Origin of the sequence: Edaphosphingomonas fennica, assembly GCF_003034225.1 — a bacterium.
In the GTDB taxonomy this organism is placed as follows: Bacteria; Pseudomonadota; Alphaproteobacteria; order Sphingomonadales; family Sphingomonadaceae; genus Sphingomonas_E; species Sphingomonas_E fennica.
On sequence record NZ_PHHF01000054.1, the window covers coordinates 12,649 to 36,402 of the forward strand.

Annotated in this window: 25 protein-coding genes; 13 read left to right on the plus strand and 12 right to left on the minus strand. The window is 67.9% G+C overall.

All coding sequences use genetic code 11. From position 1 onward, the window contains the following. Nucleotides 1-4: 4 nt before the first annotated feature. The 3 genes from CV103_RS13140 to CV103_RS13150 are packed head-to-tail and all read right to left on the minus strand — an operon-like array spanning nt 5 to nt 3,495. The gene (locus tag CV103_RS13140; protein WP_107395187.1) at nt 5-1,258 is read right to left on the minus strand and encodes an N-succinylarginine dihydrolase; all 1,254 of its coding nucleotides are present in this window, start codon (nt 1,256-1,258) and stop codon (nt 5-7) included. Between the two features lie 3 nt (nt 1,259-1,261). Continuing rightward, complete coding sequence (locus tag CV103_RS13145) at nt 1,262-2,278, minus strand: arginine N-succinyltransferase (protein WP_107395188.1); 1,017 nt, start codon at nt 2,276-2,278, stop codon at nt 1,262-1,264. After that, nucleotides 2,275-3,495 carry a hydrolase gene (locus CV103_RS13150; protein WP_107395189.1) on the minus strand — a complete coding sequence of 407 codons (1,221 nt, stop codon included), beginning with the start codon at nt 3,493-3,495 and terminating at the stop codon, nt 2,275-2,277. Before CV103_RS13150 ends, CV103_RS13145 begins: the two co-directional genes overlap by 4 nt. Nucleotides 3,496-3,606: 111 nt before the next feature. On the opposite strand from CV103_RS13150, the gene CV103_RS13155 reads away from it, so the two are divergent. From CV103_RS13155 to folE, 3 genes are all read left to right on the plus strand, one after another. Next, on the plus strand, nt 3,607-3,978 hold the full coding sequence (locus CV103_RS13155; RefSeq protein ID WP_015457116.1) for a hypothetical protein: 372 nt from the start codon (nt 3,607-3,609) through the stop codon (nt 3,976-3,978). Nucleotides 3,979-4,117: 139 nt separating this feature from the next. Further along, a complete protein-coding gene (locus CV103_RS13160; protein ID WP_107395190.1) occupies nt 4,118-6,244 on the plus strand; it encodes a malate synthase G in 2,127 nt (708 codons plus the stop codon). 152 nt (nt 6,245-6,396) lie between these two features. Beyond that, the gene (gene folE / locus CV103_RS13165) at nt 6,397-7,002 is read left to right on the plus strand and encodes a GTP cyclohydrolase I FolE (RefSeq protein ID WP_041865068.1); all 606 of its coding nucleotides are present in this window, start codon (nt 6,397-6,399) and stop codon (nt 7,000-7,002) included. 25 nt (nt 7,003-7,027) lie between these two features. On the opposite strand, the gene CV103_RS13170 is transcribed toward folE, so the two are convergent. Together CV103_RS13170 and CV103_RS13175 are read right to left on the minus strand one after the other, a co-directional pair. Continuing rightward, the gene (locus CV103_RS13170) at nt 7,028-8,692 is read right to left on the minus strand and encodes a pilus assembly protein TadG-related protein (protein WP_107395191.1); all 1,665 of its coding nucleotides are present in this window, start codon (nt 8,690-8,692) and stop codon (nt 7,028-7,030) included. A 2-nt stretch (nt 8,693-8,694) separates the two neighbouring features. Then, nucleotides 8,695-9,117 carry a TadE/TadG family type IV pilus assembly protein gene (locus CV103_RS13175; RefSeq protein WP_245896820.1) on the minus strand — a complete coding sequence of 141 codons (423 nt, stop codon included), beginning with the start codon at nt 9,115-9,117 and terminating at the stop codon, nt 8,695-8,697. Nucleotides 9,118-9,361: 244 nt separating this feature from the next. Between CV103_RS13175 and CV103_RS13180 the strand changes: the two genes are divergently transcribed. After that, on the plus strand, nt 9,362-10,264 hold the full coding sequence (locus CV103_RS13180) for a PAS domain-containing protein (protein WP_107395193.1): 903 nt from the start codon (nt 9,362-9,364) through the stop codon (nt 10,262-10,264). An 83-nt stretch (nt 10,265-10,347) separates the two neighbouring features. Here the strand turns inward: CV103_RS13180 and rplI are convergent, their stop codons facing one another. The 4 genes from rplI to CV103_RS13200 all read right to left on the minus strand — a co-directional run bounded on the left by rplI (nt 10,348) and on the right by CV103_RS13200 (nt 12,077). Further along, nucleotides 10,348-10,944, minus strand: coding sequence for a 50S ribosomal protein L9 (gene rplI, locus CV103_RS13185; protein ID WP_015457110.1), 597 nt, complete (start codon nt 10,942-10,944; stop codon nt 10,348-10,350). A 13-nt stretch (nt 10,945-10,957) separates the two neighbouring features. After that, nucleotides 10,958-11,182 carry a 30S ribosomal protein S18 gene (gene rpsR, locus CV103_RS13190; protein ID WP_010125005.1) on the minus strand — a complete coding sequence of 75 codons (225 nt, stop codon included), beginning with the start codon at nt 11,180-11,182 and terminating at the stop codon, nt 10,958-10,960. Nucleotides 11,183-11,196: 14 nt separating this feature from the next. Then, on the minus strand, nt 11,197-11,601 hold the full coding sequence (gene rpsF, locus CV103_RS13195; protein ID WP_015457109.1) for a 30S ribosomal protein S6: 405 nt from the start codon (nt 11,599-11,601) through the stop codon (nt 11,197-11,199). A gap of 122 nt (nt 11,602-11,723) precedes the next feature. Further along, complete coding sequence (locus CV103_RS13200; RefSeq protein WP_107395194.1) at nt 11,724-12,077, minus strand: hypothetical protein; 354 nt, start codon at nt 12,075-12,077, stop codon at nt 11,724-11,726. Between the two features lie 190 nt (nt 12,078-12,267). On the opposite strand from CV103_RS13200, the gene fabD reads away from it, so the two are divergent. From fabD to mltG, 5 genes are all read left to right on the plus strand, one after another. After that, the gene (gene fabD, locus CV103_RS13205; RefSeq protein ID WP_015457107.1) at nt 12,268-13,203 is read left to right on the plus strand and encodes an ACP S-malonyltransferase; all 936 of its coding nucleotides are present in this window, start codon (nt 12,268-12,270) and stop codon (nt 13,201-13,203) included. A 58-nt stretch (nt 13,204-13,261) separates the two neighbouring features. Beyond that, the gene (gene fabG, locus CV103_RS13210) at nt 13,262-14,002 is read left to right on the plus strand and encodes a 3-oxoacyl-[acyl-carrier-protein] reductase (RefSeq protein ID WP_015457106.1); all 741 of its coding nucleotides are present in this window, start codon (nt 13,262-13,264) and stop codon (nt 14,000-14,002) included. 153 nt (nt 14,003-14,155) lie between these two features. After that, on the plus strand, nt 14,156-14,392 hold the full coding sequence (locus tag CV103_RS13215) for an acyl carrier protein (protein WP_015457105.1): 237 nt from the start codon (nt 14,156-14,158) through the stop codon (nt 14,390-14,392). A 162-nt stretch (nt 14,393-14,554) separates the two neighbouring features. Beyond that, nucleotides 14,555-15,817 carry a beta-ketoacyl-ACP synthase II gene (gene fabF, locus CV103_RS13220; RefSeq protein ID WP_015457104.1) on the plus strand — a complete coding sequence of 421 codons (1,263 nt, stop codon included), beginning with the start codon at nt 14,555-14,557 and terminating at the stop codon, nt 15,815-15,817. A gap of 25 nt (nt 15,818-15,842) precedes the next feature. After that, nucleotides 15,843-16,844, plus strand: a complete 1,002-nt coding sequence (mltG, locus tag CV103_RS13225; RefSeq protein ID WP_015457103.1) for an endolytic transglycosylase MltG — start codon at nt 15,843-15,845, stop codon at nt 16,842-16,844. A gap of 103 nt (nt 16,845-16,947) precedes the next feature. On the opposite strand, the gene CV103_RS13230 is transcribed toward mltG, so the two are convergent. From CV103_RS13230 to wrbA, 3 genes are all read right to left on the minus strand, one after another. Continuing rightward, on the minus strand, nt 16,948-17,859 hold the full coding sequence (locus CV103_RS13230) for a pirin family protein (RefSeq protein WP_107395195.1): 912 nt from the start codon (nt 17,857-17,859) through the stop codon (nt 16,948-16,950). A gap of 20 nt (nt 17,860-17,879) precedes the next feature. After that, nucleotides 17,880-18,194: a hypothetical protein gene (locus CV103_RS13235; RefSeq protein ID WP_015457101.1), complete on the minus strand. Its 315-nt coding sequence runs from the start codon at nt 18,192-18,194 to the stop codon at nt 17,880-17,882. 92 nt (nt 18,195-18,286) lie between these two features. After that, the gene (wrbA, locus tag CV103_RS13240) at nt 18,287-18,886 is read right to left on the minus strand and encodes an NAD(P)H:quinone oxidoreductase (protein ID WP_107395196.1); all 600 of its coding nucleotides are present in this window, start codon (nt 18,884-18,886) and stop codon (nt 18,287-18,289) included. Nucleotides 18,887-19,007: 121 nt separating this feature from the next. Here wrbA and CV103_RS13245 point away from each other — a divergent pair, with 121 nt between their 5' ends. The 4 genes from CV103_RS13245 to CV103_RS13260 all read left to right on the plus strand — a co-directional run bounded on the left by CV103_RS13245 (nt 19,008) and on the right by CV103_RS13260 (nt 23,688). Then, nucleotides 19,008-19,940, plus strand: coding sequence for a LysR family transcriptional regulator (locus tag CV103_RS13245; protein ID WP_107395197.1), 933 nt, complete (start codon nt 19,008-19,010; stop codon nt 19,938-19,940). A 91-nt stretch (nt 19,941-20,031) separates the two neighbouring features. Next, nucleotides 20,032-21,495 (plus strand): efflux transporter outer membrane subunit, encoded by a 1,464-nt coding sequence (locus tag CV103_RS13250; RefSeq protein ID WP_015457098.1) that lies wholly within the window; start codon nt 20,032-20,034, stop codon nt 21,493-21,495. After that, nucleotides 21,495-22,994, plus strand: a complete 1,500-nt coding sequence (locus CV103_RS13255) for an efflux RND transporter periplasmic adaptor subunit (protein ID WP_084673611.1) — start codon at nt 21,495-21,497, stop codon at nt 22,992-22,994. Before CV103_RS13250 ends, CV103_RS13255 begins: the two co-directional genes overlap by 1 nt. Next, nucleotides 22,984-23,688 carry an ABC transporter ATP-binding protein gene (locus tag CV103_RS13260; protein WP_015457096.1) on the plus strand — a complete coding sequence of 235 codons (705 nt, stop codon included), beginning with the start codon at nt 22,984-22,986 and terminating at the stop codon, nt 23,686-23,688. Before CV103_RS13255 ends, CV103_RS13260 begins: the two co-directional genes overlap by 11 nt. Nucleotides 23,689-23,754: the final 66 nt, after the last annotated feature.

The window sequence follows — 23,754 nt, forward strand, 5'->3', positions numbered from 1 at the left end:
ATCTTCAGATCAGCTCGCTTAGACCGAGGAAGTCCAGCAGCGCCGCGCGCGCGGCCTCGGCCTGAACCCATAGATCGGGCGAGATGAGGTCCTGTGGCGCGATCGCCTCCGGCCAGTGGCGCTCGACCAGGGCGGCGATGGCATCGAGCCGCGCGGGATCGACCAGGAAGCGCGGGTCGATCGTCGCCGGGTCGGCCGCGACCCGCAGGCGCAGGCAGGCGGGGCCGCCGCCGTTGGACATGGATTCGCGCACGTCCACCAGCTCAAGCCGCCGGATCGGGCCGTTGCCGGCGACCATATCGTTGAGCCAGGCCCAGACGGCGGGCGTATCCCGCGCCTCGGTGGGCAGGATCAGCGCGCTTTCGCCGGTTGGCAGGGTGACGAGCTGGGCGTTGAACAGGTAGGAGCGGATCGCATCGGCAAGGCTGACGCGGGCGGCGGGGACCTCGACGATCTCGACATCGGGCATCAGCCGGCGGAGATCGGCGTAGAAGCGGTCCTTGTCCGCGAATGCCTGTTCGTGGGCGAAGAGGACGCGGCCGTCGGCGACCGCGACGACATCGTTGTGGAAGGCCCCGGCGGCGATCGCTTCTTCCGACTGGGCGGCGAAGAGGGTGCGGGACGGATCGAGCCCGTGGAGGCGGGCCACCGCCCGGCTGGCCTCGATGTGCTGGCGGGCGGGGAAGGGGCCGCCTTTCTCGCCATAGACGAAAATCTCGACGCCGGGCGATCCGTGGCTGGGGGCGAGCCGCATGTGATTGGCGGCGCCTTCATCGCCGAAGGGCGGCGGCACGGGGCCGTGGACGGCGAAATGCGCGGCATCGGCGAAGGCCAGCCGCAACTGGGCGAGCGTCCCCTGCCATTCATGGCTGCGATGCGGCATGGTGACGAGATTGGCGACGGTCAGGTGGCAGCGGCCGTCCGCCGTGTCGGGCGCGGGCGATACCGTGGCGGCGTTCGCGGCCCACATCGGCGAGGCGGAAAGGGCATTGGCGAGGAGACCGGGATCGGCATCCTCCGCCGTGGTGCCCAGCGAAGCCAGCCAGGCGCGATCGGGCCGGCGATGGGGCGGCAATATCCCCTGCGGCAGCCCCAAGGCGAGGTTGGCGCGCATCTTGGCGATGCCCTGGAGCGCGGCCGCGCGGGGATGCGAGGTGCGGCCAGCATTGGCGGTGGCGGCGAGATTGCCGAGGCTGAGCCCGGCATAATTGTGGGTGGGGCCGACGATGCCGTCGAAATTGATCTCGATGATCGCCATGGTTCAGCGCGCCACGAAGGTGATGGCATCGCCGGCCGCGACGCCGAGCAGATCGGCGGCCCGGCGATCGATGGTGGCGCGGCCGTCCGCCTCCACATCGACCTGGGCGTAGCAGGCGCGGAAATCGGCGAGGTAGCCGGTTGCGGCGAGCACGTTTATCCCCTCCTCGGCATCGATGCTGCGCAGATTGGCGTCGGCCGCGTCGCGGATCGAGCGGATATCGTCGATCGAGGCGGCCATGGTGGGGCCGCCATCGAAGATGTCGACATAGCCTTCGTAGCGGAAGCCTTCATTCTCCAGCATCCGCATGGCGGCGCGGCCGCTGGGATGCGGCAGGCCGATCACCGATCGCGCGCTTTCGGGCAGCATGGCGGTGTAGATCGGGTGCTTGGGCATCAGATCGGCGATGAACTGGTTGCCGTGGACGGCGTTGAAGGCATCCGCCTCCTGGAAGTTCATGCCGAAGAATTTGCCGGCCAGCCCGTCCCAGAAGGGCGAGCCGCCGGCCTCGTCGATCACGCCGCGCAGCTCCGCCAGCACCCGCTTGCCGAAGCGTGCGCGATGCTGGCGGATGAAGAGGTAGCGGCTGCGGGCCAGCAGCAGGCCCAGCCCGCCGGCGCGTTCGCGCGGGTGGAGGAAGAGGCCGCCCACTTCCGAATAGCCTTCATAATCGGTGGTGAGCGTGAGCATTTCCGCCCGGAAGGTGCGGTTCAGCTCCTGCGAGGTCTGGGTGAGCGTGCCGAGCCGGTAGCTGTAGAAGGGCCAGTGCTGGCCGACCTTGGCGAAGATCTGCGCGGTGCCGGCGACCTTGCCGGTCAGCGTATCTTCCAGGATCAGCACATAGAGATCGTCCCCCTCGACATCCTCCGCCTTGGCGAAGGCGGCGGCCGAACGTTCGAGTTTGGCCACAAGCGACGGGCGATCTGCCGGCAGGTTGGTGAAGCCGCCGCCGGTGAGCTTGGCCATGTCGTAGAGCGAATCGAGATCCGACGGGCGGGACGGGCGGATGACGAAGCTCATGCGTGGCGCCCCGCGGCAAGGCGAAGCAGGACGAGGGCGGACAGGCGGGCGCGTTCGCCCAGCGAATCGACGATCAGATATTCCTCCCCGGAATGTATCGCGCCGCCGCGGACGCCCATGGTATCGACCACGGGCACGCCGCAGGCGGCGATGTTGTTGCCGTCACATACCCCGCCGGTGGGCTTCCAGCCAAGCTTCAGGCCCAGATCGGCGCCGCAATCGCGGACCAGCGCGTAAAGCCGCTCGGCGGCGGCATCCATCGGCTTGGGCGGGCGGCCGAAGCCGCCGTGGAGATGGATGGAGACGCCATGCTCGGCCGCGACCTCGGCGATGACGGCATCGATGATCGCCCTCGCCTGGGCTTCGTCCTCCGGCGTGGCGGGGCGCAGGTTGAAGCGCAGGATCGCGTGATCCGGCACGACATTGTTGGGGCCGCCCCCATCGATCCTGGCCGGATTGACGGAAAGGCCGGCGCGCGCGGCGCGGGCGAGGCGGAGCGCGCAATCGGCGGCGGCGATGATGGCGTTGCGCCCGTCTTCCGGGTTGCGGCCGGCATGGGCGGCCCGGCCGGTGATTACGGCCGAGAAGTTGCCGCTGCCGGGCCGCGCGCCGGCCAGCGTGCCATCGGGCAGGGCGGAAGGTTCATAGGTGAGTGCCGCCGCCTTGCCCCGCGCGGCGCGGGCGATCAGCGGGGCGGAGCCGGCCGATCCCACTTCCTCGTCGCTGTTGATGACGACTTCATAGCCGATGCGCGGCGCAAGCGGGCTGGCTTCGATGGCGGACAGGGCCGCGAGCATTACGGCGATGCCGCCCTTCATGTCGGCCACGCCGGGGCCGTTCAGCGTGCCATCCGGCAGCCAGCGCAGCGCCTGGAAGGGATGATCGGCGGCGAATACCGTATCCATGTGGCCGGTGAGCAGGATCTGGACGGGCGCGTCGGGGCGGACGGCGAGGTGGAGGTTGCGGCCGTGGGCGATGGCGACGCGGGCGCCGTCGGCCGCCACCGCATCCGCCGGCGCCGCTTCGAGGAGCGCGACGTCGCCCGGCAGGACGGCGAAGGCCGAGGCCAGTTCCCCCGCCATCAGGGCAAGGCCCGCAAGGTTGCGCGATCCGCTGTTGATGGCGGCCCAGCGTTCCACCTGGGCCAGCATGGGCGCGGCCGCCGCGCGTTCGAGGATATGGGCTTCCTCGCGATCGAGGGGGGCGGGGTGGTTCATGCCCGCGATCCTAGCGATCAGGGGAGACTTGCGTCACCCCCGACTTCCGTGCAGGATTTGATCCGCCGATGAGAGCGCAAACGCCAGCGGCTGCCGGGAGAGGATGACGAAATGCGCATTTATACCGTGGCTGGGCTGTTGCTCTGCTCTGTTTCCATGATGATTTCCGGGCCGGCCATGGCCCAGAATAGCGGCTATCAGCTGCTGGTGGAAAACGGCGTCGATGCGATAGCGGTGCGGCACGTGATCGCCGACCGCCTGGGCGAGCCGGCGGCAACCGGTTCGATCTCAAGGCAAATCCTGAACGACCCGCAGAGCATGGCGCGGCTGCGCGCCGATGCGGCGGGCCGGCAGACGATCGTCGTCGGCGCGCCGGACCTGATCCGGGCGATGGGCGGAGGCGCCGGCGGCGTCCGCCGGATCAGCACCGATCTGGCCCGCGTGTTGCCGGCCGAAACGCTGGCCGTCGCGCGAATCGACTGATTCGCGGCGGCGCGGGGTTGCATGCCCCGCATGGATTGCCGATATAGGCGGAGCCTGCTCCTCCCCAGAAAAGGCGTTCGATGGCGTGCCGCTTGAGGCGGCATGATCGCACGTGGTTTTCATTGGGAGTCGAGATCGCATGCCAGCCTATGTCCAGCGCGCCGGACTGCGCATAGCCGAGCCGTTGAGCCATTTCATCGAGACACGGGCCTTGCCCGGCACGGGAATGGAGGCCGCCGCCTTCTGGGCGGAGGTGGCCGGGCTGTTCGCGCGATTCGCCCCGGAAAACCGCGCCCTGCTGGCGAAGCGGGACAGGATGCAGGCCGAGATCGATCGCTGGCACGAATTGCGGGCGGGCAAGCCGATCGATGCCGGGGAATATCGCGCCTTCCTGCGATCGATCGGCTACCTGGCCGACGAGCCCGCGCCGTTCGAGATCGGGACCCGGCAGGTCGACGAGGAGGTGGCCCGGATGGCGGGGCCGCAGCTCGTCGTCCCGGTGCTCAACGCGCGCTTCCTGCTGAATGCGGCCAATGCCCGCTGGGGAAGCCTGTATGACGCGCTCTACGGCACCGATGCGCTGCCCGGCGCGGCGAAGCCCGGTGGCTATGATGCCGAACGCGGCGGCGCCGTGATTGCGCGGGCCAAGGCGTTCCTGGACGAGGCCGTGCCGCTGGCTTCCGGGCAATGGGCCGATTTCGCGGGCGGCGAGCCCGTTCTCGCCGATCCGGCGCAATTGGTGGGCCGCAAGCCGGGCGGGCTGCTGTTCCGGCATAACGGCCTGCACATCGAGCTTCGCATCGATCCCGAAAGCCCGATCGGCGCGACCGATCCGGCCGGCATCGCCGATGTCATCCTGGAAGCGGCGCTGACCACGATCGTGGACCTGGAGGATTCGGTCGCCGCCGTGGATGCCGAGGACAAGGTGGCGGCCTATGCCAACTGGCTGGGGCTGATGCAGGGCGATCTAGCCGCCAGCTTCGACAAGGGCGGCCGGACGATGACCCGCGCGCTGGAGGAGGACCGCGCCTGGACCGCGCCCGACGGCACCGATTTCACCCTGCCGGGCCGCAGCCTGCTGTTCGTGCGCAATGTCGGCCATCTGATGACGACATCGGCGGTGTTGCTGCCGGACGGCACGGAGGCGCCGGAGGGGATATTGGACGGCATCGTCACCAGCCTGATCGCGATGCACGACCTGGCCGGGCACGGCCGCTTCCGCAACAGCCGGGCGGGATCGGTCTATATCGTCAAGCCCAAGATGCACGGGCCGGAGGAGGCGGGCTTCACCGATCGGCTGTTCGACGCGATCGAGGATATGCTGGGCCTCGCCCGCCACACGCTGAAGGTGGGGGTGATGGACGAGGAGCGGCGGACCTCCGCCAACCTCGCGGCCTGCATCCACGCGGTGCGCGATCGGATCGCCTTCATCAACACCGGCTTTCTCGATCGCACGGGCGACGAGATCCATACGTCGATGCAGGCGGGGCCGATGATCCGCAAGAGCGAGATGAAGGGCGCGGCCTGGATATCCGCCTATGAGGATCGCAATGTCCGCATCGGCCTGGCCTGCGGCCTTTCGGGCCGGGCGCAGATCGGCAAGGGTATGTGGGCCGCGCCGGACCGGATGGCCGACATGCTGGCCCAGAAGATCGCCCATCCGCGCGCCGGGGCCAGCACGGCCTGGGTGCCGAGCCCGACGGCCGCGACGCTGCATGCGATGCATTATCACCTGGTGGACGTGTTCGCCCGGCAGGCGGAGATCGCCCGCGAGGCAGTGCCGCCGCTGGACGGGCTGCTCACCATCCCGCTGGCGGAAAGGCGCAACTGGACAGCGGAGGAGATCGCCGAGGAGCTGGACAATAACGCTCAGGGCATATTGGGCTATGTCGTCCGCTGGATCGACCAGGGGGTCGGTTGCTCCAAGGTGCCCGATATCCACGACATCGGCCTGATGGAGGATCGGGCGACCTTGCGCATATCCTCCCAGCATATCGCCAACTGGCTGCTGCATGGGGTGTGCACCGCCGAGGAGGTGGAGGCTGCGCTTCGGCGGATGGCGGCGAAGGTGGATGCCCAGAATTCCGGCGATCCGCTCTACCGCCCGATGGCGACCGAACCGGAGGAGAGCATCGCCTTCCAGGCGGCGCGCGCGCTGGTGTTCGAAGGGACGGGGCAGCCCAACGGCTATACCGAGCCGCTGCTCCATCGTTTCCGCATCGCCCGCAAGCTGGCGGATGCGGCCGAGCAGGCGGAGGCGGCCTGATCCTCCATCCGGCCGGGGCCGGCGGGCCAGTTCGCGTCTTCATCGGGGATTTTGGCCGATCCGCCGGCCCGACCATGCTTGGCAAGCCTGCCTCCGATGGCTAGGCGCTTTCATCAAGGGCATGTTCAATGATGAAGGACGGCCGGATGAGGATGGGAGCCGCCATGGGCGAGATGATGGAAACCCCCGCGAAGATCGCGGTGCCGGAAGACGTCGAGGAGGCGATCCGCACCCTGCTGCGCTGGGCGGGGGACGATCCCACGCGCGAAGGCCTGCTGGATACGCCCAAGCGCGTCGCGCGCGCGTGGAAGGAATATTGCAAGGGCTATGGCGACGATCCGGCCCGCCATCTGAGCCGCACCTTCGAGGAAGTGGGCGGTTATGACGAGATCGTGCTGCTGAAGGACATCCCCTTCCAGTCGCATTGCGAGCATCATATGGCGCCGATCATCGGCAAGGCGGCGATCGCCTATCTGCCGCGCGAGCGGGTGGTGGGCATCTCCAAGCTCGCCCGCGTGCTCCACGGCTTCGCCCGCCGGCTGCAGGTGCAGGAACGGCTGACGGCCGAGGTGGCGGACTGCATCTGGGACAATCTCGCCCCCCATGGCGTGGCGGTGGTGATCGAAGCGACGCATGCCTGCATGACCGCGCGCGGCGTGCAGACGCCGGGCGTGGTGATGACGACCAGCCGGATGATGGGCGTGTTCCGCGACGACGAACGATCGCGCGCGGAAGTGCTGAAGCTGATGGGTTATTGAGCGCGGGCGCGGCCTCCGGCCGCGCTCACGCCACCAGCGCCGGCGCGCCGCAGCGCACGCCGTTCACCCGGACGTCGGCCTGGCCGAGGTGCAGGCCAAGCAGGTCGGTAAGCGCGTTGAGCAGCCCGTCGAGCGCCGGCGCGACCGGCGCCAGCGTGTTGCCGATCAGCTGGCCCACCGGCCCGGTGCCGATCCCCAGGCCGATGATGTTCACGTTCAGGTTCAGCCCGGAAATCAGCGAGAGCACGAGCCCCTGGATGAGGCTGTCCGACGAGACCGACTTCACCGTGCGGGCCGAAATCTCGGCGGGCGAGAAGGCGACCGTCTTCCACACCGGCGCGGTGAGATCGACCCGGGCCTGGCCGGTGACGGTGACGAGCGGCACGCTGACCAGCGGGGCTGGCCCTTCCACCAGCGGCTGCTTGTGGTTCGAGATATCCGCCGGATAGAGGTTGGCGATCGCGGCGTGGCCGATCGACGGGAGGACCAGCAGGGTGGCGCCGCCAGCGCGGCGGTTGGAACAATCGATCGCGGACAATTTGGCCTCGGCGGCGGCAAGCTCGATGAACAAGGGCAGGCGGACATTGGCGATGCCGAGCAGCGATCCGGCGGGCAGCACCTCCACCTCGATATAGACGCGGGTCTGGGCGGTGCGGATCACCGGCTCCCCCTTGGCGGTGACGGCGAGCCAGGGGGAATCGGCCGGGCGATCGCCGATGGCGAGCTTCACCGTCGTCTTGGTGATCCCGGGGATCGAGGCGCCGAGATCGAGCGCCACCTGGCGGTTGCCGTTGGCGAGCTCCAGCAGCGCGCGGGTCATATCGAAGGTGTTGACCTTCACATATTGGCCGGGGACGGCATGGTCCTGCGCGCCGATCGGACCGAGATCGATCAGCTTGTCGAGCGCGGCGGGCTTGGCGGCGGCGACGGTGGAGAGCAGCTTGCGGACGGCGGCGGCGGCATCGGTCGATCCCTGATCCTGAAGCGCATGCGCGATCGCTTCCAGCGCCTGCCCGGTGGTGAGATCGGCCGACAGCGTCTGATCGTAGGATGCGGCCGTGAGGTCGAGACTGGCGCGCAGCGCATCGGAGAAAGCGAGCAGATCGACATCGGCCTGGGCCAGCGCATTATAATCCATCACCGACAGGTTCACCTGCGATCCGGCCAGCGCGGAGAGCAGCGCATTGGCGATGCCGCCCTGCAGGCCGGCAAGGCGTGACCCGATCGAGAAGCTGGCGAGGTTGGAGCGGGCCGCGATCGCCTTGCGCTGGATCGGCGTGTGGCGCCGGCCGAGCGAGACGATGCCGAAATAGAGCCGGGCATCGGTGCCGAGCGTGACGCGCGCCGCCGAGCGATCGGAGGGGGACGGCGTGAAGCGCTGGGCCAGCGGCACCGCCGGATCGGCGCGCCAGGAGCCAAGCTCCACCTTCTGGGTGACCGGCTCCGGCAGCCGGTTCGCCTGCACCGTGGCGCGGACGGCGGCGTCCGCGTGGACGACATCGGCGACGGCGGCGATCGCCGCGGCATCCGCCACGCCCTGAAGCCTGCGGCTTTCGAAATAGATCGAGCCAAGATCGACGGCCAGCGCGAGGCAGCCAAGACAGGCCATCATCGATGCGGCGGCAAGGATGGTGACGCCGCCGCCGGCATCCCGGCGCAGCGCGGCCAGGGGGGAGGGGAAGGGGCGCATCGTCAAAGCCCCGTCAGGCGGATGGCGGCGGTGCGGCGGATGCGGCGATCGGGCAGGGGCACCAGGCCGAAGCGCAGGAAGGGATCGTCCGACGCATCATAATCCAGCGTTACCGTCATGGCGTCGCCCACCTCGCGGATCGACACCGAGGCGCGGCCGGGATCGAGGCCGGCGAGCGGGCCGATCTCCTCCGCTACGCTGGCGTGGACGAGGCTGGCGCGTTCGGCCGCGTCGAGGCCGCCGATCGCCACGCGCGCGGCGTCGTTGGCGACCTGTTGAAGCGAATGCGCCCGCCAGAAATAGCCGCCATAGGCGACGACGCCGAGCAGGATCAGCAGGAAGAGCGGCGCCACCAGCGCGAATTCCACCGCCGCCGCGCCGCGATTGCCGCAAATCGCTCCCCCGATCTTCACCTTTTTCGCCATTGCGCCGATCATCCGATCCCTCCCGTTACCGGTTGCGGACCAAGATAAGGCGGCGTGCTTAGAAGGCGGTTGGCGGCATTCCGCCGGGCCATGCACAATATACCGATCCATTATGGAGCAAGGGATCGGCGGATATCCGTCGCCCAAGTCCGGAATGGATATGACCGGGGCATGGTTGGCAAGTTTTCGTAAACCAAATTTTCCCAGTCATTGCGTGTTCTTTTGGTTAACTGGGGTATGACCAATGACACATGCGATAGATCGTCTCAGCGTTACTTCGGCAGAACTGGTCCGAAAGTTCGGCCGCTGGCAGGATAGGGTGGCGACCGGGCCGTTGTTCATCACGCATCACGGCCGCGAACGGCTGGTGATGCTTTCCACCGCCAATTATCGGGCGCTGGTGGAAGGCGCGGGCGCCAGCAACGACAGCGGCCCGGACGGGGTGGATGCGGACCAGCGGCTGGAGGCGGTGGTCGATCTGATCGCGCAGGGCTTCATCGCCTTCGACGCCGATCTGGCCGTGACCCGGATGAACCCGGTGGCCGCCTGCTATCTGCGCGGGCATCGCCACCTGCTGATGGGGCGGAAGCTGGGCGAGATATACCCCGGCGTGTCCCATTCGCTGCTGGAAACCTATCTGGCGCGCGCGGTGCGATCGGCCGAGACGGGGGCGTTCGACGCGCCCTCCTTCGCTTCGCCCGATGACTGGCTGCACCTGCAGACCTTCCCGTTCGGGCGCGGTGCCGCCGTGCTTTTCCGCAATGCCGGGGACGAGGTGGAGATGCGGCGGCAGAATGTCGCGATATCCGCCGCGACGGCCGCCGCCGCCGCCCATGGCGGCATCGGCCATGGCTGGCTGAGCCCGCGCGGCACCTTCACCCGCGTGGACGATCAGCTTGCGGCGATGGCGGGCTTCACGCCGCAGACGCTGGCGGGCGTGCGCCTGACCGACATCCTGCCCCTCAAGCGCCGCGTGGAGGCGGGCGAGCGGGTGGAGGCGGTGCTGAGCGGCGCCGGCCCCGCGGCGTTCGATACCGAACTGCTCGTCAATCGCGGCGGGGAACTGCCGGTGCGCATCGGCCTGGCCGACCTGAAGGGCGAATATTCGAGCAGCGGTGCCGTGCTGGTGGTGACGCCGCTGGCGTGAGCGCGGGACGGCAGGCAGGAAAAAGGCCGCCCGGATCGCTCCGGACGGCCTTTTTCTTTCCCGCATGTGGGAGAAACGGGGGATCAGCCCTCCGCTTCTTCCTCGGCCGGGGCTTCCTCGGCGGCGATCTCGCCGGGTTCGGCGTTGGGATCGTAATCCTCGGTGAAGCCGGCGGCGTCGCGTTCGAACATCGAGGCCATGACGTCGACGCCCTGTTCCTGCAGCTCGGCTTCTTCCGGGCTGCGGGCGACGTTCACCTTGATCGTCACCGACACTTCCGGGTGAAGCGCGATCTTCACTTCGTGCAGGCCGATCGTCTTGATCGGGCGATCGAGCACGATCTGGCTCTTGGCGATCTTGATCGCTTCGGCTTCGAGCGCTTCCGAAAGGTCGCGGGCCGAGACCGAGCCGTAAAGGTGGCCGACGTTCGACGCCTGACGGATGAGCGTGACGGTCTTGCCGTCGATGCCCTGCGAATCGGCGACGGCGGCTTCACGACGCTGCGCGTTTTCGGCGATCAGGCGCTCGCGGTTCGCCTCGAACACCTTCTTGTTGGCTTCGTTGGCGCGGAGCGCCTTCTTGCGCGGAAGCAGGAAATTGCGGGCGTAGCCGTTCTTCACGGTCACGACATCGCCGATGGCGCCCAGCTTCTCGACGCGTTCGAGCAGGATGACTTCCATTGCGGTAAGCTCCTTACTTCACGATGTAGGGGAGAAGCCCGATGTGACGGGCGCGCTTGATCGCCTTGGCGAGTTCGCGCTGCTTCTTGGCGGAAACCGCGGTGATGCGGCTGGGAACGATCTTGCCGCGCTCGGACACGAAGCCCTGGAGCAGACGGACATCCTTATAGTCGATCCGGGGAGCGTCCTTCGCGGAGAAGGGGCAGCTCTTGCGGCGACGGAAAAACGGGCGTGCCATGTTTATGTTCTCCCTCAGGCCGCGTCACGCTCGTCGCGGTCGCGACGGGGACGATCGCCACCGCGGTCGCCGCGGCGGCTGTCACGCTCATTGCGCTCGTTACGGCGCATCATGGCGGACGGACCCTGCTCATGCGCATCGACCTTGATGGTCATGTAGCGGATGACGTCTTCGTTGATCGCGGTCTGGCGCTCCAGCTCGGCGACGACGCCCGCGGGGGCCTCGAACTCGAGCATGACATAGTGCGCCTTGCGATTCTTCGCGATGCGATAGGCGAGGCCGCGCAGGCCCCAGGTCTCGGTCTTCACGACCTTGCCCTGGCCTTCTTCGATGATCTTGGTGGCGGTTTCCGCCAGCGCGTCGACCTGGGCCTGGGCCAGATCCTGACGCGCGAGAAACACATGCTCGTACAGAGGCATGTCGCGTGTCCTTCATGTTCCGCCGATCGCTGACGACCGCGCCCATCGCGATCGCCCCTCCGGCTTTCTTCAAGACGACAAGGGCGGAAGGCGCGTGGCCTCCGCCCATGACGTGGGCGCGCCTATGCCGGAAGGCGCGGCAAAAGACAAGCGGTGAGCGGCGATCCGTCGCCATCGCCGTCCCGCCGCTCCAGTTCCGCGATCGGGGCGGCCGTGCGCTGGGCCAGCATATGTTCGCCCATATCCTCCAGCAGGCGCCGGGCGGCGATGAGGTGGCGGCGCGCGCGGGCGATCTTGCTGGGGCGCGGCGGGCAGGTGGACGGATCGCCCTCCCTCCTCATCCCGCCGAGCATGGAACGGCCGATATGGTCGAACGCTTCCAGCAGGCCCGCGCCGTCGGCCCCCGCCGTGGCGATATGTTTCTGCTGAAGGCGGTTTTCCTCCCGCGACCAAAGAAATAGGCGGTAGCTGGTCATACGCTTGAACTCCACTTCCCCACTCCGCGCAGGCATATTAGTGCGGACGAGTGGCATTTGCATGTCAGCGCTGAAAAATGATGAGCGGGATGCGACGAACGGCGCGGATATGTCGTCCGATCTTGCCATCGGGCGGGCCAGTTTCTAACGCGGCGCCTTCTCAGGGACATTCAGGACGGATTCTCCAGCCATGCGCGCATTCATCTTTCCGGGGCAGGGCAGCCAGGCGGTCGGCATGGGCAAGGCGCTGGCCGACGCGAGCGCGGCTGCGCGCGAGGTGTTCCAGGAGGTGGACGAGGCGCTGGGCCAGCATCTGTTCCGCCTGATGACCGAGGGCCCCGAGGCGGACCTGACGCTGACCGAGAACGCCCAGCCGGCGATCATGGCCAATGCCATCGCCACGCTGCGCGTGCTGGAAAAGGAAGGCGGCATCCGCCTGGCCGACAAGGCCGATTATGTCGCCGGCCATTCGCTGGGCGAATATAGCGCGCTGTGCGCGGCGGGCGCGCTCGATCTCGCGACCACCGCCCGGCTGCTGAAGCGGCGGGGGCAGGCGATGCAGGCGGCCGTGCCGGTGGGCGAGGGCGCGATGGCGGCGCTGCTGGGCGCGGACCTCGACAAGGCGCGCGCGCTGGCCGAGGCGGCGGCCGAGGGCGAGGTGTGCACCGTGGCCAACGACAATGATCCCGGCCAGGTCGTCATTTCCGGCCAGCGCGGCGCGATCGAGCGGGCCGTGGCGATGGTGAAGGATCACGGCATCAAGCGCGGCGTGCTGCTGCCGGTCTCCGCCCCCTTCCATTGCCCGCTGATGCAGCCGGCGGCCGATGCCATGGCCGAGGCGCTGGCCGACGTCGATCTCCGCGCGCCGTTGGTGCCGCTCTACGCCAATGTGACGGCGGCGCCCGTCGCCGATCCGGATACGATCCGCCGGCTGCTGGTGGAGCAGGTGACGGGCACGGTGCGCTGGCGCGAAAGCATCGCGGCGATGTTCGCGGCCGGCGTGCACGATTTCGTCGAGTTCGGCGGCAAGGTGGTGGGGCCGATGGTGAAGCGCACCGCCGCCGACGCGAACGCGACCAGCGTGATCGCGATGGACGACATCGAGGCGCTGCTGAAGACTCTTTGACCGGTCCGGGCGGTTGCCCGGATGCGAAGCTCGTCGGGATGACGGAAAGGAAAGCAGAATGTTCGACCTGACAGGCATGACCGCGCTGGTGACCGGCGCATCGGGCGGAATCGGATCGGCGATCGCCAAGGCGCTGGCCGGGCAGGGCGCGCGGCTGGCGGTATCCGGCTCCAATGTGGAGAAGCTGGAGGCGTTCCGCGCCGAGCTTGGCGGCGATCATGTTGCGCTGCCGTGCAACCTGGGCGATGCGGCCGCCGTCGACGGGCTGGTGCCCGCGGCGGTGGAGGCGCTGGGCGGCAAGATCGACATCCTCGTCAACAATGCCGGCGTGACCCGCGACAACCTTGCCATGCGGATGAAGGACGAGGAATGGGATCAGGTGATCCGCATCAACCTCGAAGCCGCCTTCCGCCTGATCCGCGCGGCGGCCAAGCCGATGATGAAGGCGCGGTTCGGCCGCGTCGTCTCCATCACCTCGGTGGTGGGGCAGACGGGCAATCCGGGGCAGGCCAATTATGCCGCGTCCAAGGCGGGCCTCGTCGGCATGTCCAAGGCGCTGGCGCAGGAGCTGGCCAGCCGCAACATCACCGTGAACTGCGTCGCGCCGGGCTTCATCGCATCCGCCATGACGGACGTGCTGCCGGACGCGCAGAAGGAAGCGCTGCTGGGCAAGATCCCCGCCGGCAAGCTGGGCGAAGGGGCGGATGTGGCCGCCGCCGTCGTCTATCTCGCCAGCCGCGAGGCCGGTTATGTCACCGGCCAGACGCTGCACGTGAACGGCGGCATGGCGATGATCTGAACGTGATGCGGCGCCGTTGTGCGTCGCATTGCCGCAGTGCGGGGAAGACTCCCCGCAAACCGGGCTTGTAAGTTCGAAGGAACAAACCAAGCTTGCACAGTTGAGGCCGCCCCGTTAGGCAGCGGCAAACAGACCCTAAGGAAGGTTGGGAATATGAGCGAGACCGCCGAGCGCGTGAAGAAGATCGTTGTCGAGCACCTCGGCGTCGAGGCCGACAAGGTGAACGAGGATGCGAGCTTCATCGACGATCTGGGCGCCGACAGCCTCGACATCGTCGAACTGGTGATGGCCTTCGAGGAAGAGTTCGGCGTGGAGATCCCCGACGACGCGGCCGAGAAGATCGCCACCGTGAAGGACGCGATCAGCTATATCGACGCGAACAAGGGCTGAAGGCCCGGCTGGGCTGAGCCAGCGGACCCGGCCGGATCATCCGGTCGGGCCGGGAAAAACAGCGGCTCCCCGACCCCGGCATATATTGGGGGCGCGGAGCCGCTTCGTTTTTGCCACATTGTTTTTTGAACGCATTTTTCTGATCGATTCTTGGAGGATGCCATGCGCCGCGTGGTCGTGACCGGACTGGGGCTCGTGACGCCGCTTGGGGCGGACGTCGAGACCGCCTGGGCGAATATCATCGCGTCCAAATCGGGCGCGGGCCAGATCACCCGCTTCGATGCGAGCGATTATGCCTGCACCATCGCCTGCGAAGTGAAGCGCGGCGACGGCACCAATGGAACCTTCGACGCCAACAAGCGCGTCGATCACAAGGTGCAGCGGCAGGTCGATCCGTTCATCGTCTACGGCATCGACGCCGCGAGCCAGGCGCTCGAGGATGCCGGCCTGACGGAGATGAGCGAGGCCGAGCGCCTGCGCGCCGGCTGCTCGATCGGTTCGGGCATCGGCGGCCTGCCGGGCATAGAGAGCGAATCGCTGGTGCTGGAGCATAAAGGCCCGCGCCGGGTTTCCCCGCACTTCGTGCACGGCCGGCTCATCAACCTGATTTCCGGCCAGGTTTCGATCAAATATGGCCTGATGGGGCCGAACCATGCGGTCGTCACCGCCTGCTCCACTGGCGCCCATTCGATAGGCGACGCCGCGCGGATGATCGCGATGGACGATGCCGACGTGATGCTTGCCGGCGGCGCGGAAGGCGCGATCTGCCCGATCGGCATCGCCGGCTTCGCGCAGGCGCGGGCGCTGTCCACCGCCTTCAACGCCACGCCCGAAAAGGCATCGCGCCCCTATGACCGGGATCGCGACGGCTTCGTCATGGGCGAAGGCGCGGGCGTGGTTGTGCTCGAGGAATATGAGCGCGCCAAGGCGCGCGGCGCCAAGATCTACGCGGAAGTGATCGGCTATGGCCTTTCGGGCGACGCCTATCACGTCACCGCGCCGCACCCGGAAGGATCGGGCGCCTATCGTTCGATGGAGATGGCGATCCGCAAGTCGGGCCTGTCGCTGGACGATATCGACTATATCAACGCCCACGGCACCTCGACCCCGCTGGGCGACGAGCTGGAGCTGGGCGCGGTGCGCCGCCTGTTCGGCGATGCGATCGGCGGGCTTTCCATGTCCTCCACCAAATCGGCGATCGGCCACCTGCTGGGCGGCGCCGGCGCGGTCGAATCGATCTTCTGCATCCTGGCGATGCGCGACCAGATCGTGCCCCCGACCTTGAACCTCGACAATCCGAGCGAGGGTTGCGCGGGCGTCGACCTGGTGCCGCATGTCGCCAAGAAGCGGAAGGTGAAGGCCGTGCTGAACAATTCGTTCGGCTTCGGCGGCACCAACGCCTCGCTGGTGATGCGCGCGATCTGATCGGCTCCTATCGGAGGAACGGGATATGGCCCGCAAGCGCAGGCGCAAGCGTTCCTCCGGTGGCCGCATCGGCTGCCTCCTGCTGATCGTGATCGCCGTCGCGATCGGGACGGCGGGCTATTTCTGGTATGACTGGGGGATCAGCGGACCGGCGGAAAAGCCGATATCCGTGACGATCTCCGAAGGTTCCAGCCTGACCTCCGCCGCCAGGGTGCTGGAGGAGGAAGGCGCGATCCGATCGGCGCAGACCTTCCTGCGCTTCGCCCGATTCTTCGGATCGGACGCCCCGATCCGCACCGGCGAATATGAAGTGCCGGCCCATGCCAGCGGCGCGCAGATCCTGGAGATGCTGCAAAGCGGCAAGGTGAAGCAGCGTTTCGTCACCGTGCCGGAAGGCATGCCATCGATATTGGTGCGCGAGCGGCTGATGAAGGAACCGCTGCTGACCGGCGAGGTGGCGGTGCCGGCTGAGGGATCGGTGCTGCCCGACAGCTACAGCTTCGAACGCGGCGAGGCGCGCTCGGCCGTGCTGAAGCGGATGCAGGCGGCGATGGACAGGGCGCTGGCCCAGGCGTGGAAGGCGCGCAAGCCGACGACGGTGGTGAAAAGCCCGCGCGAGGCGCTGATCCTCGCTTCGATCGTCGAGAAGGAGACCGCCGTGCCGTCCGAGCGGCGCACGGTCGCCGCCGTCTATTCCAATCGCCTGCGCATCGGCATGCGCCTGCAGGCGGACCCGACCACCATCTATCCGATCACCCAGGGCAAGCCGTTGGGCCGCCGCATCCGCCAATCCGAGCTGCGGGCGGTGAACGGATATAATACCTATGCGATCGAGGGCCTGCCCGAAGGGCCGATCGCCAATCCCGGCCTGGCCTCGATCGAGGCGGTGCTCGATCCGGCGCCCAGCAAGGCGCTCTATTTCGTGGCCGACGGCAAGGGCGGCCATGTGTTCGCGGACACGCTGGAACAGCACAATGCGAATGTGCAGAAATGGTACAAGATCCGCCGCGAACGCGGTGAGATGTAGGGCGGCACCCGGTCTTAGCTATCGGTGGCCGAACCGCCACCGCATCAACGCCAATGATGGATGATGTGGCGGCGTTCGGGCCGGAGCTGTTGGCGGCCCGCGCCTATGGATAGCGGACCTTGGCCTCAGGCTCCGGCGGCAGGGGGATGAATTCGGTCTCGCCCGGCACGTCGGGGAAGCGGCGTTCGCGCCAGTCCGTCTTGGCCTGTTCCAGCCGATCGGGGCTGGAGGAGACGAAGTTCCAGTAGATGTAGCGCTTTTCGGGGAAGGGCTCGCCGCCGACGATCATCAGGCGGGTGGGGCCGTGGGCGGTGACGACGATCTCCGCGCCGGGGCGGAAGATCACCAGTTCCGCCTCGCCGAAGTGGCCTTCCTGCCCGGCGATCGAGACGCTGCCGGAGACGACGTAGATGGCGCGTTCGACATGTTCGCGCGGGAAGGAATAGCGCGCGCCGTCAAGAAGCTGGAGATCGCCATAGACCATGTCGGACACGGTGGGCACGGGCGAGCGGGCGCCCGCGGTCGCGCCCGCGATCAGCTTTAGGGTAAGGCCCTCGCCTTCGATCTGGGGAATGGTGGCGTCGGGATGGTGGGAGAAAGCAGGCGCGGTCTCCTCCAGCGCGGTCGGCAGCGCCACCCAGGTCTGGATGCCGTAGAGCGGGCCGCCGGACGCGCGCACCTCGTCGCCGGTCCGTTCGGAGTGGACGATGCCGCTGCCGGCCGTCATCCAGTTCACCGCGCCCGGACGGATCGGCTGGACCGAGCCCAGGCTGTCGCGGTGCAGGATCTCGCCTTCGAACAGATAGGTGACGGTGGCGAGGCCGATATGGGGGTGGGGACGCACGTCCAGCCCCTCGCCCGAATTGAAGGTCGCCGGCCCCATCTGGTCGAAGAAGATCATCGGGCCGACCATCCGCTTCTTGGCCGAAGGCAGCGCGCGGCGGACCTTGAAGCCATCGCCCAGATCGCGCACCGGCGGCAGGATGACATGTTCGATATCGGGAAGTTCGGACATGGGCGCTCTCTCCGTTCGGTTCAGGGGCGATCGAGGGCGGCGATCGCGCTCACCTGATTGCGGCTATAGCCGAGCGCAATCAACTCCTGACCCAGCTTTTCCACATCCTCGCCGCTACGGCGGAGCCGGCAGACGAAGCGGCGCAACGCTTCCAGCCGGGGATCGGCCAGGGGGCGGACGGCTTCCGCGCCGGTCAATGCCGTCCACAGGCGGCGGAAGCGGGAGGGCGGCTCGATGCTGCCGCAGCCGCAGCCATCCACTTCGCGCAGGCCGATCGCGACGGCCTGCCATTCGAGCTTGCTGAGCGTGGGGGCATCGGCGGGAAAGGTGGCCATGGCATCCTCCATGATCGCGTATCGGAGAAAAAGGGGGGGCGGGCCTTCGTGGGAGGGGGAGGGAACGAAGGCCCGCCGGGGTGCCGGCTTTCTCAGCCGAACAGCTTGTTGGCGATTTCCGCGACGTGGCGGCCCTGGAAGCGGGCGCCGGCCAGCTCGTTCTCGCTCGGCTGGCGGGAGCCGTCGCCATTGGCGATGGTGGTGGCGCCGTAGGGCGTGCCGCCGGTTATCTCGTCATTCTTCATCTGACCCTGGAAGCTGTAGGGCAGTCCGACGATCACCAGCCCGAAATGGAGCAGATTGGTGATGATCGAGAAGAGCGTGGTCTCCTGGCCGCCATGCTGGCTGCCGGTGGAGGTGAAGGCCGCGCCGACCTTGCCGTTGAGCTTGCCCGAGGCCCAGAGCCCGCCGGCCTGATCGAGGAAGGCGGCCATCTGGGATGAGATGCGGCCGAAGCGCGTGCCGGTGCCGACGATGATCGCGTCATAATCGGCCAGGTCGGAAACCTGCGCGATCGGGGCATCCTGATCATATTTGAAATGGTTGGCGCGGGCGAATTCCTCCGGCACGGTTTCCGGCACCCGCTTCACATCGACATGGGCGCCGGTTTCGCGCGCGCCTTCGGCGATGGCGTGCGCCATGGTTTCGACGTGCCCGTAGGTGGAATAATAGAGAACCAGAACCTTGGCCATGAATGCCTCCCTCGCTGGGAACCGCGGGTCCGCCCGGTGCGGCCCTGTTGGCGATGAGAATAGGGCTTTTCATCGTTGCGAAAATGGCCATGATCGAAACGCATCGTTTCGGATTCTTGGCATGGCATATCTCCCCGATTTCGAAGCCTGGGCGATCTTCGCCAAGGTGGCGGATCTTGGTTCCTTCTCGGCCGCGGCGGCGGACCTCAACCTTTCCAAGGCGACCATATCCAAGGCGGTGCAGCGGCTGGAGCAGCGGCTGGGCACGCCGCTTTTCCATCGCACCTCCCGCCGGCTTTCGCTGACGGAGAGCGGGCGCGCGTCGCTGGAGCGGGCGACCCGCATCCTGGCGGAAGGCGAAGCGATCGAGGAGGAGATTTCCGAACGGTCGGCCGCGCCGCGCGGGCAGGTGAAGCTGGCGGCGCCGATGTCGTTCGGGATCAAGCATCTTGGATCGATCCTGCCGGAATTCCTTGAGAAATATCCCGAGGTTTCCGTGGATGTGCGGCTGAGCGACGATTATATCGACCTGGTGGCCCAGGGGATCGACGTGGCGCTCCGCATCGGCGTGCTGGCCGATTCCTCGCTGCGCGCGCGGCGGCTTTGCGCGGTGCGGCGGCCGCTGGTGGCATCGCCCGCTTATATCCAGCGCTATGGCGCGCCGGAGCATCCCCGCGATATCGAGAAGCATCATGCCATCCTCTATTCCCACCTTGCCAATCCGACGCTGTGGCATTTCGAACATCCGCTGGAAGGCGAGGTGACGGTGCGCGCGCACGGCCAGCTTACCGTCAATAACGGCGATATCGTCGTGCCGGCGCTGCTGGAGGGGCTGGGCCTTGCGATCCAGCCGGAATTCCTGATCTGGAACGAGCTTCGATCCGGCAGGCTGATCGAACTGCTGCCGGGCTGGTCCAGCAAGCCGGCCGCGCTTCATGTGGTGACGCCGCCGGGCACGGTGCGGCCGGCGCGGGTGACGGCGCTGATCGATTTCCTGGCGCGCCGCTTCGTGCGGGCGCCATGGGCGCACGGCGTTGACGAAGAGGGAAAATGACGATGGCGTCGACGATGCGTGGGCCGGACGGGCCCACTTCCGTTTCAAGGCTGAAACATCCGGGCAAGAATCGGTTATCAATGGCTGATCTATGACAATCGCACCCACCCTGCGGCCGATCGGCGCGACGGCGTTGCTGGCCTTGCTTTCGGCCTGCGCCGTGGGGCCGGACTATCGGGCGCCGGCGCCATCGGACCTGAAGGTGCCCGAGCGTTTCCTGGCCGAGCGCCCCGGCGCCGAGATCGATCTGGCGCGCTGGTGGACCAGCTTCGACGATCCGGTGCTGACCCAGCTTGTTGATAAGTCGCTGGCCGCGAACCTAGACGTCGCGGTGGCCGGCGCGCGGCTGCGGCAGGCGCGGGCATCGCTGCGGCAGGCACAGGGCGGGGCGCTGCCCAGCCTCAGCGCCAGCGGATCGGTTTCCCGCAGCATCGGCAATGACGGGAACACCTATGTGGACCCGAGCACCGGGCAGACCATATCGCGCGGCGGCGACACCACCATCTTCCGGGCGGGCTTCGACGCATCGTGGGAGGCCGACATATTTGGCGGCATCCGCCGGTCGATCGAGGCGGCGCGGGCGAATGCGCAAAGCTCCGAGGCGAACCTGCATTTCACGCAGGTCAGCGTGGCATCCGAAGTCGGGCTCAATTACCTCGCCGCCCGGCTGGCGCAGGTGCGGCTGGATATCGCCCGCCGCAACCTCGCGACGCAGGACGAGACGGTGGAGATCGTCGGCTGGCGGGTGCAGGCGGGGCTGGTGAGCTCGCTGGACCTGGAGCAGGCCCGCCAGCTTCGCGCGAACACGGCCGCGACGATCCCCAATCTGGAGACCAGCTACAATAATGCGGTGAACCGGATCGCGGTGCTGCTGGGCGAGGCGCCGGGGGCGGTGAACGGGCTGCTGCGCGATCCGCAGGCGGTGCCGCTGCCGCCGGAGGCGATAGGGGCGGCCATCCCGGCCGAGATCGTCCAGCGCCGGCCGGATATCGCGGCGGCCGAACGCACGCTCGCCGCCGAGACCGCGCGCATCGGCGTCGCCACCGCGCAGCTCTACCCCGCACTGCGCCTCAGCGGATCGTTCAGCGGTTCGGATACCTCGCTGGGCGACCTGCCGAGCGCGATGATCGGCAATCTGGTGGCCGGGATCACGGCGCCGATCTTCAACGGCGGCCAGATCCGCGCCCAGATCGAAGGGCAGCGGGCCAGCGCCGATGCCGCGCTGGCGACCTACCGCCAGACGGTGCTGACCGCGCTGGAGGAGGTGGAGAATGCGTTGACCGCGCTCACCAATGCCGAGCGGCGCGAGCGCGAGGTGATCGCGGCGGCGGAAGCGGCGGAGAATGCCGTGATCTATGCGCGCAGCCAGTATCGCGCCGGCCTCATCGACTTCCAGGCGCTGCTGGAATCCGAACGCAGCCTGCTTTCCGCGCAGGACAGCCGGGCATCGGCCCGCGCCGACCGCGCCAATGCGACCGTGCAGCTATACAAGGCGTTGGGGGGCGGCTGGGAGGCCGCGCCGATACCCGCGACCGCCCTTTCGACGAGGCCATGATGGACCAGCCGACCGCCAACAACAAATCCGATATCGACGCCTTTCTGGGCGTCGAGGCCGCGTCCAAGCCGCTCACCTACCTGAAATGGGCGGCGGTGGGCGTGGCCGTGCTGCTGATCGCCTGGATCCTCTGGCGCATGATCGTGGGGAGCGCGCCGCAGGTGGCCTATGCGACCCAGACGGTTCGGCGCGGCGACCTGACGGTGACGGTCTCGGCCACGGGCAACCTCCTGCCGACCAACCAGGTGGACGTGGGCTCGGAGCTCTCGGGCATGGTGACCGAGGTGTTCGTCGACAATAATGATCGGGTGACCAAGGGCCAGGTGCTGGCCAAGCTCGATACCTCGCGGTTGCAGGATTCGATCAACCAGAGCAAGGCGGCGCTCGCTTCCGCGCAGGCCAATGTGATGCAGGCCCAGGCGACGGCGGACCAGAGCCGCGCGAACCTGAACCGCCTGCTGGAGGTCTATCGCCTGTCCAAGGGCAAGGTGCCTTCCGCCACCGAGCTGGATACGGCACGGGCGGACAATGCCCGCGCGCTTGCCGGGGTGAAGACGGCCGAAGCGCAGGTGGAGCAGGCGCGCGCGCAGCTTTCGTCCGACCAGACGCAATATTCGAAGGCGCTGATCGTATCGCCGGTCAACGGCGTCGTCCTTTCTCGCCAGATCGAGCCGGGGCAGACGGTGGCGGCATCGTTCAACGCGCCGGTGCTGTTCCAGATCGCCGAGGATCTGCGCCGGATGCGGCTGGAGGTGAAGGTGGACGAGGCGGATGTCGGCCAGGTCCGCAAGGGCCAGCGCGCGACCTTCCAGGTGGATGCCTTCCCCGGCCGGACCTTCCCGGCGGTGATCGAGCGGGTCGACCTGGGCGCCAATGCCAGCAGCACATCTTCCTCCTCGACCACCACGGCAACGTCATCCAGCGTGGTCGCCTATGTCGCGCGGCTGACGGTGGCCAATGACGACGAGCTGCTCCGCCCGGGCATGACGGCGACCGCCGACATCGTGACGACGGAGAAGACCGGCGTTCTGCTGGTTCCGAACGCGGCGCTGCGCTTCACGCCCGATCGGGCCGGCGCGGGATCGCAGGGCGGCGGACTGACCAGCGTGCTGAGCCCGCGTCCGCCCCGGCGCGGCAACCGCGCGACGCGCGAGGTGAGCATCGGCCGGGGCAGCCAGCAGACCATCTACATATTGGGCCAGGACGGGAAGCCCAGGCCGATCAAGGTGACGGTGGGCGATTCCAACGGCAGCGAAACCGAGGTGACCGGCCCCGACATCAAACAGGGCATGGACGTGATCACCGGGCAGCTCGCCGCCGGGCAGGTCAGCGAGAAGCGGGGCGGATCACGCGGAAGCGGCGGCGAGGGCGGCAATGGCCAGGCCCCTGCCGCTCCCGCCTCTGCGGGCGGCGCCGGCGACCAGAATGGCGGCAGGCCGGCATCCGGCGGCGCAAACCGCCCGGCAGGGCGGCAGGCGGGCGGGGCCGATGGCGAGTGAGCCGCTGATCCGTCTGCGCAGCGTCGTCAAGACGTTCGGCAGCGGCGCCACCGCCTTCCAGGCGCTGCGGGGGATCGACCTGGATATAGAGGAGGGCGATTTCGTCGCGATCATGGGGCCGTCCGGTTCCGGCAAGTCGACGATGATGAACATCCTCGGCTGCCTCGACGTGCCGACCGAAGGCGAGTTCCTGTTCCGCGGCCACCATGTCGAATCGCTGGATCGCGACCAGCGGGCGCTGCTGCGGCGGCGCTATCTGGGTTTCGTGTTCCAGGGCTTCAACCTGCTGGCCCGCACCAGCGCGCTCGAGAATGTCGAGCTGCCGCTGCTCTATCGCGGGGAGGACGGGAAGACGCGGCGGGAAATGGGCATGGCGGCGCTGGACAAGGTGGGCCTAGCCGACTGGTGGGATCACACCCCGGCCGAACTTTCCGGCGGGCAGCAGCAGCGCGTGGCCATCGCCCGCGCGATCGTCACCCATCCGCAGGTTCTGCTGGCCGACGAGCCGACCGGCAATCTGGACAGCGCGCGATCGGTGGAGATCATGGAGTTGCTGACGGACCTGAACCGTTCCAGCGGCATCACCGTGCTGATGGTGACGCATGAGCCCGACATGGCGGCCTATGCCCACACCATCGTCCATTTCAAGGACGGTCTGATCGAGCGGATCGACCACGGGGCGCTGACATCATGAACCTCCACACCCCCGAGCTTGCGAATGCCGCGGCCGAGATCCGCGCTCGATCCAGCGGGCCGCTGC

Bases quoted from the DNA above. Each gene is read 5' to 3' on its own strand.
- CV103_RS13140 (WP_107395187.1), bottom strand. From the start codon at position 1,258: ATGGCGATCATCGAGATCAATTTCGACGGCATCGTCGGCCCCACCCAC.
- CV103_RS13145 (WP_107395188.1), bottom strand. From the start codon at position 2,278: ATGAGCTTCGTCATCCGCCCGTCCCGCCCGTCGGATCTCGATTCGCTC.
- CV103_RS13150 (WP_107395189.1), bottom strand. From the start codon at position 3,495: ATGAACCACCCCGCCCCCCTCGATCGCGAGGAAGCCCATATCCTCGAA.
- CV103_RS13155 (WP_015457116.1), top strand. From the start codon at position 3,607: ATGCGCATTTATACCGTGGCTGGGCTGTTGCTCTGCTCTGTTTCCATG.
- CV103_RS13160 (WP_107395190.1), top strand. From the start codon at position 4,118: ATGCCAGCCTATGTCCAGCGCGCCGGACTGCGCATAGCCGAGCCGTTG.
- folE (WP_041865068.1), top strand. From the start codon at position 6,397: ATGGGAGCCGCCATGGGCGAGATGATGGAAACCCCCGCGAAGATCGCG.
- CV103_RS13170 (WP_107395191.1), bottom strand. From the start codon at position 8,692: ATGCGCCCCTTCCCCTCCCCCCTGGCCGCGCTGCGCCGGGATGCCGGC.
- CV103_RS13175 (WP_245896820.1), bottom strand. From the start codon at position 9,117: ATGGCGAAAAAGGTGAAGATCGGGGGAGCGATTTGCGGCAATCGCGGC.
- CV103_RS13180 (WP_107395193.1), top strand. From the start codon at position 9,362: ATGACACATGCGATAGATCGTCTCAGCGTTACTTCGGCAGAACTGGTC.
- rplI (WP_015457110.1), bottom strand. From the start codon at position 10,944: ATGGAAGTCATCCTGCTCGAACGCGTCGAGAAGCTGGGCGCCATCGGC.
- rpsR (WP_010125005.1), bottom strand. From the start codon at position 11,182: ATGGCACGCCCGTTTTTCCGTCGCCGCAAGAGCTGCCCCTTCTCCGCG.
- rpsF (WP_015457109.1), bottom strand. From the start codon at position 11,601: ATGCCTCTGTACGAGCATGTGTTTCTCGCGCGTCAGGATCTGGCCCAG.
- CV103_RS13200 (WP_107395194.1), bottom strand. From the start codon at position 12,077: ATGACCAGCTACCGCCTATTTCTTTGGTCGCGGGAGGAAAACCGCCTT.
- fabD (WP_015457107.1), top strand. From the start codon at position 12,268: ATGCGCGCATTCATCTTTCCGGGGCAGGGCAGCCAGGCGGTCGGCATG.
- fabG (WP_015457106.1), top strand. From the start codon at position 13,262: ATGTTCGACCTGACAGGCATGACCGCGCTGGTGACCGGCGCATCGGGC.
- CV103_RS13215 (WP_015457105.1), top strand. From the start codon at position 14,156: ATGAGCGAGACCGCCGAGCGCGTGAAGAAGATCGTTGTCGAGCACCTC.
- fabF (WP_015457104.1), top strand. From the start codon at position 14,555: ATGCGCCGCGTGGTCGTGACCGGACTGGGGCTCGTGACGCCGCTTGGG.
- mltG (WP_015457103.1), top strand. From the start codon at position 15,843: ATGGCCCGCAAGCGCAGGCGCAAGCGTTCCTCCGGTGGCCGCATCGGC.
- CV103_RS13230 (WP_107395195.1), bottom strand. From the start codon at position 17,859: ATGTCCGAACTTCCCGATATCGAACATGTCATCCTGCCGCCGGTGCGC.
- CV103_RS13235 (WP_015457101.1), bottom strand. From the start codon at position 18,194: ATGGCCACCTTTCCCGCCGATGCCCCCACGCTCAGCAAGCTCGAATGG.
- wrbA (WP_107395196.1), bottom strand. From the start codon at position 18,886: ATGGCCAAGGTTCTGGTTCTCTATTATTCCACCTACGGGCACGTCGAA.
- CV103_RS13245 (WP_107395197.1), top strand. From the start codon at position 19,008: ATGGCATATCTCCCCGATTTCGAAGCCTGGGCGATCTTCGCCAAGGTG.
- CV103_RS13250 (WP_015457098.1), top strand. From the start codon at position 20,032: ATGACAATCGCACCCACCCTGCGGCCGATCGGCGCGACGGCGTTGCTG.
- CV103_RS13255 (WP_084673611.1), top strand. From the start codon at position 21,495: ATGGACCAGCCGACCGCCAACAACAAATCCGATATCGACGCCTTTCTG.
- CV103_RS13260 (WP_015457096.1), top strand. From the start codon at position 22,984: ATGGCGAGTGAGCCGCTGATCCGTCTGCGCAGCGTCGTCAAGACGTTC.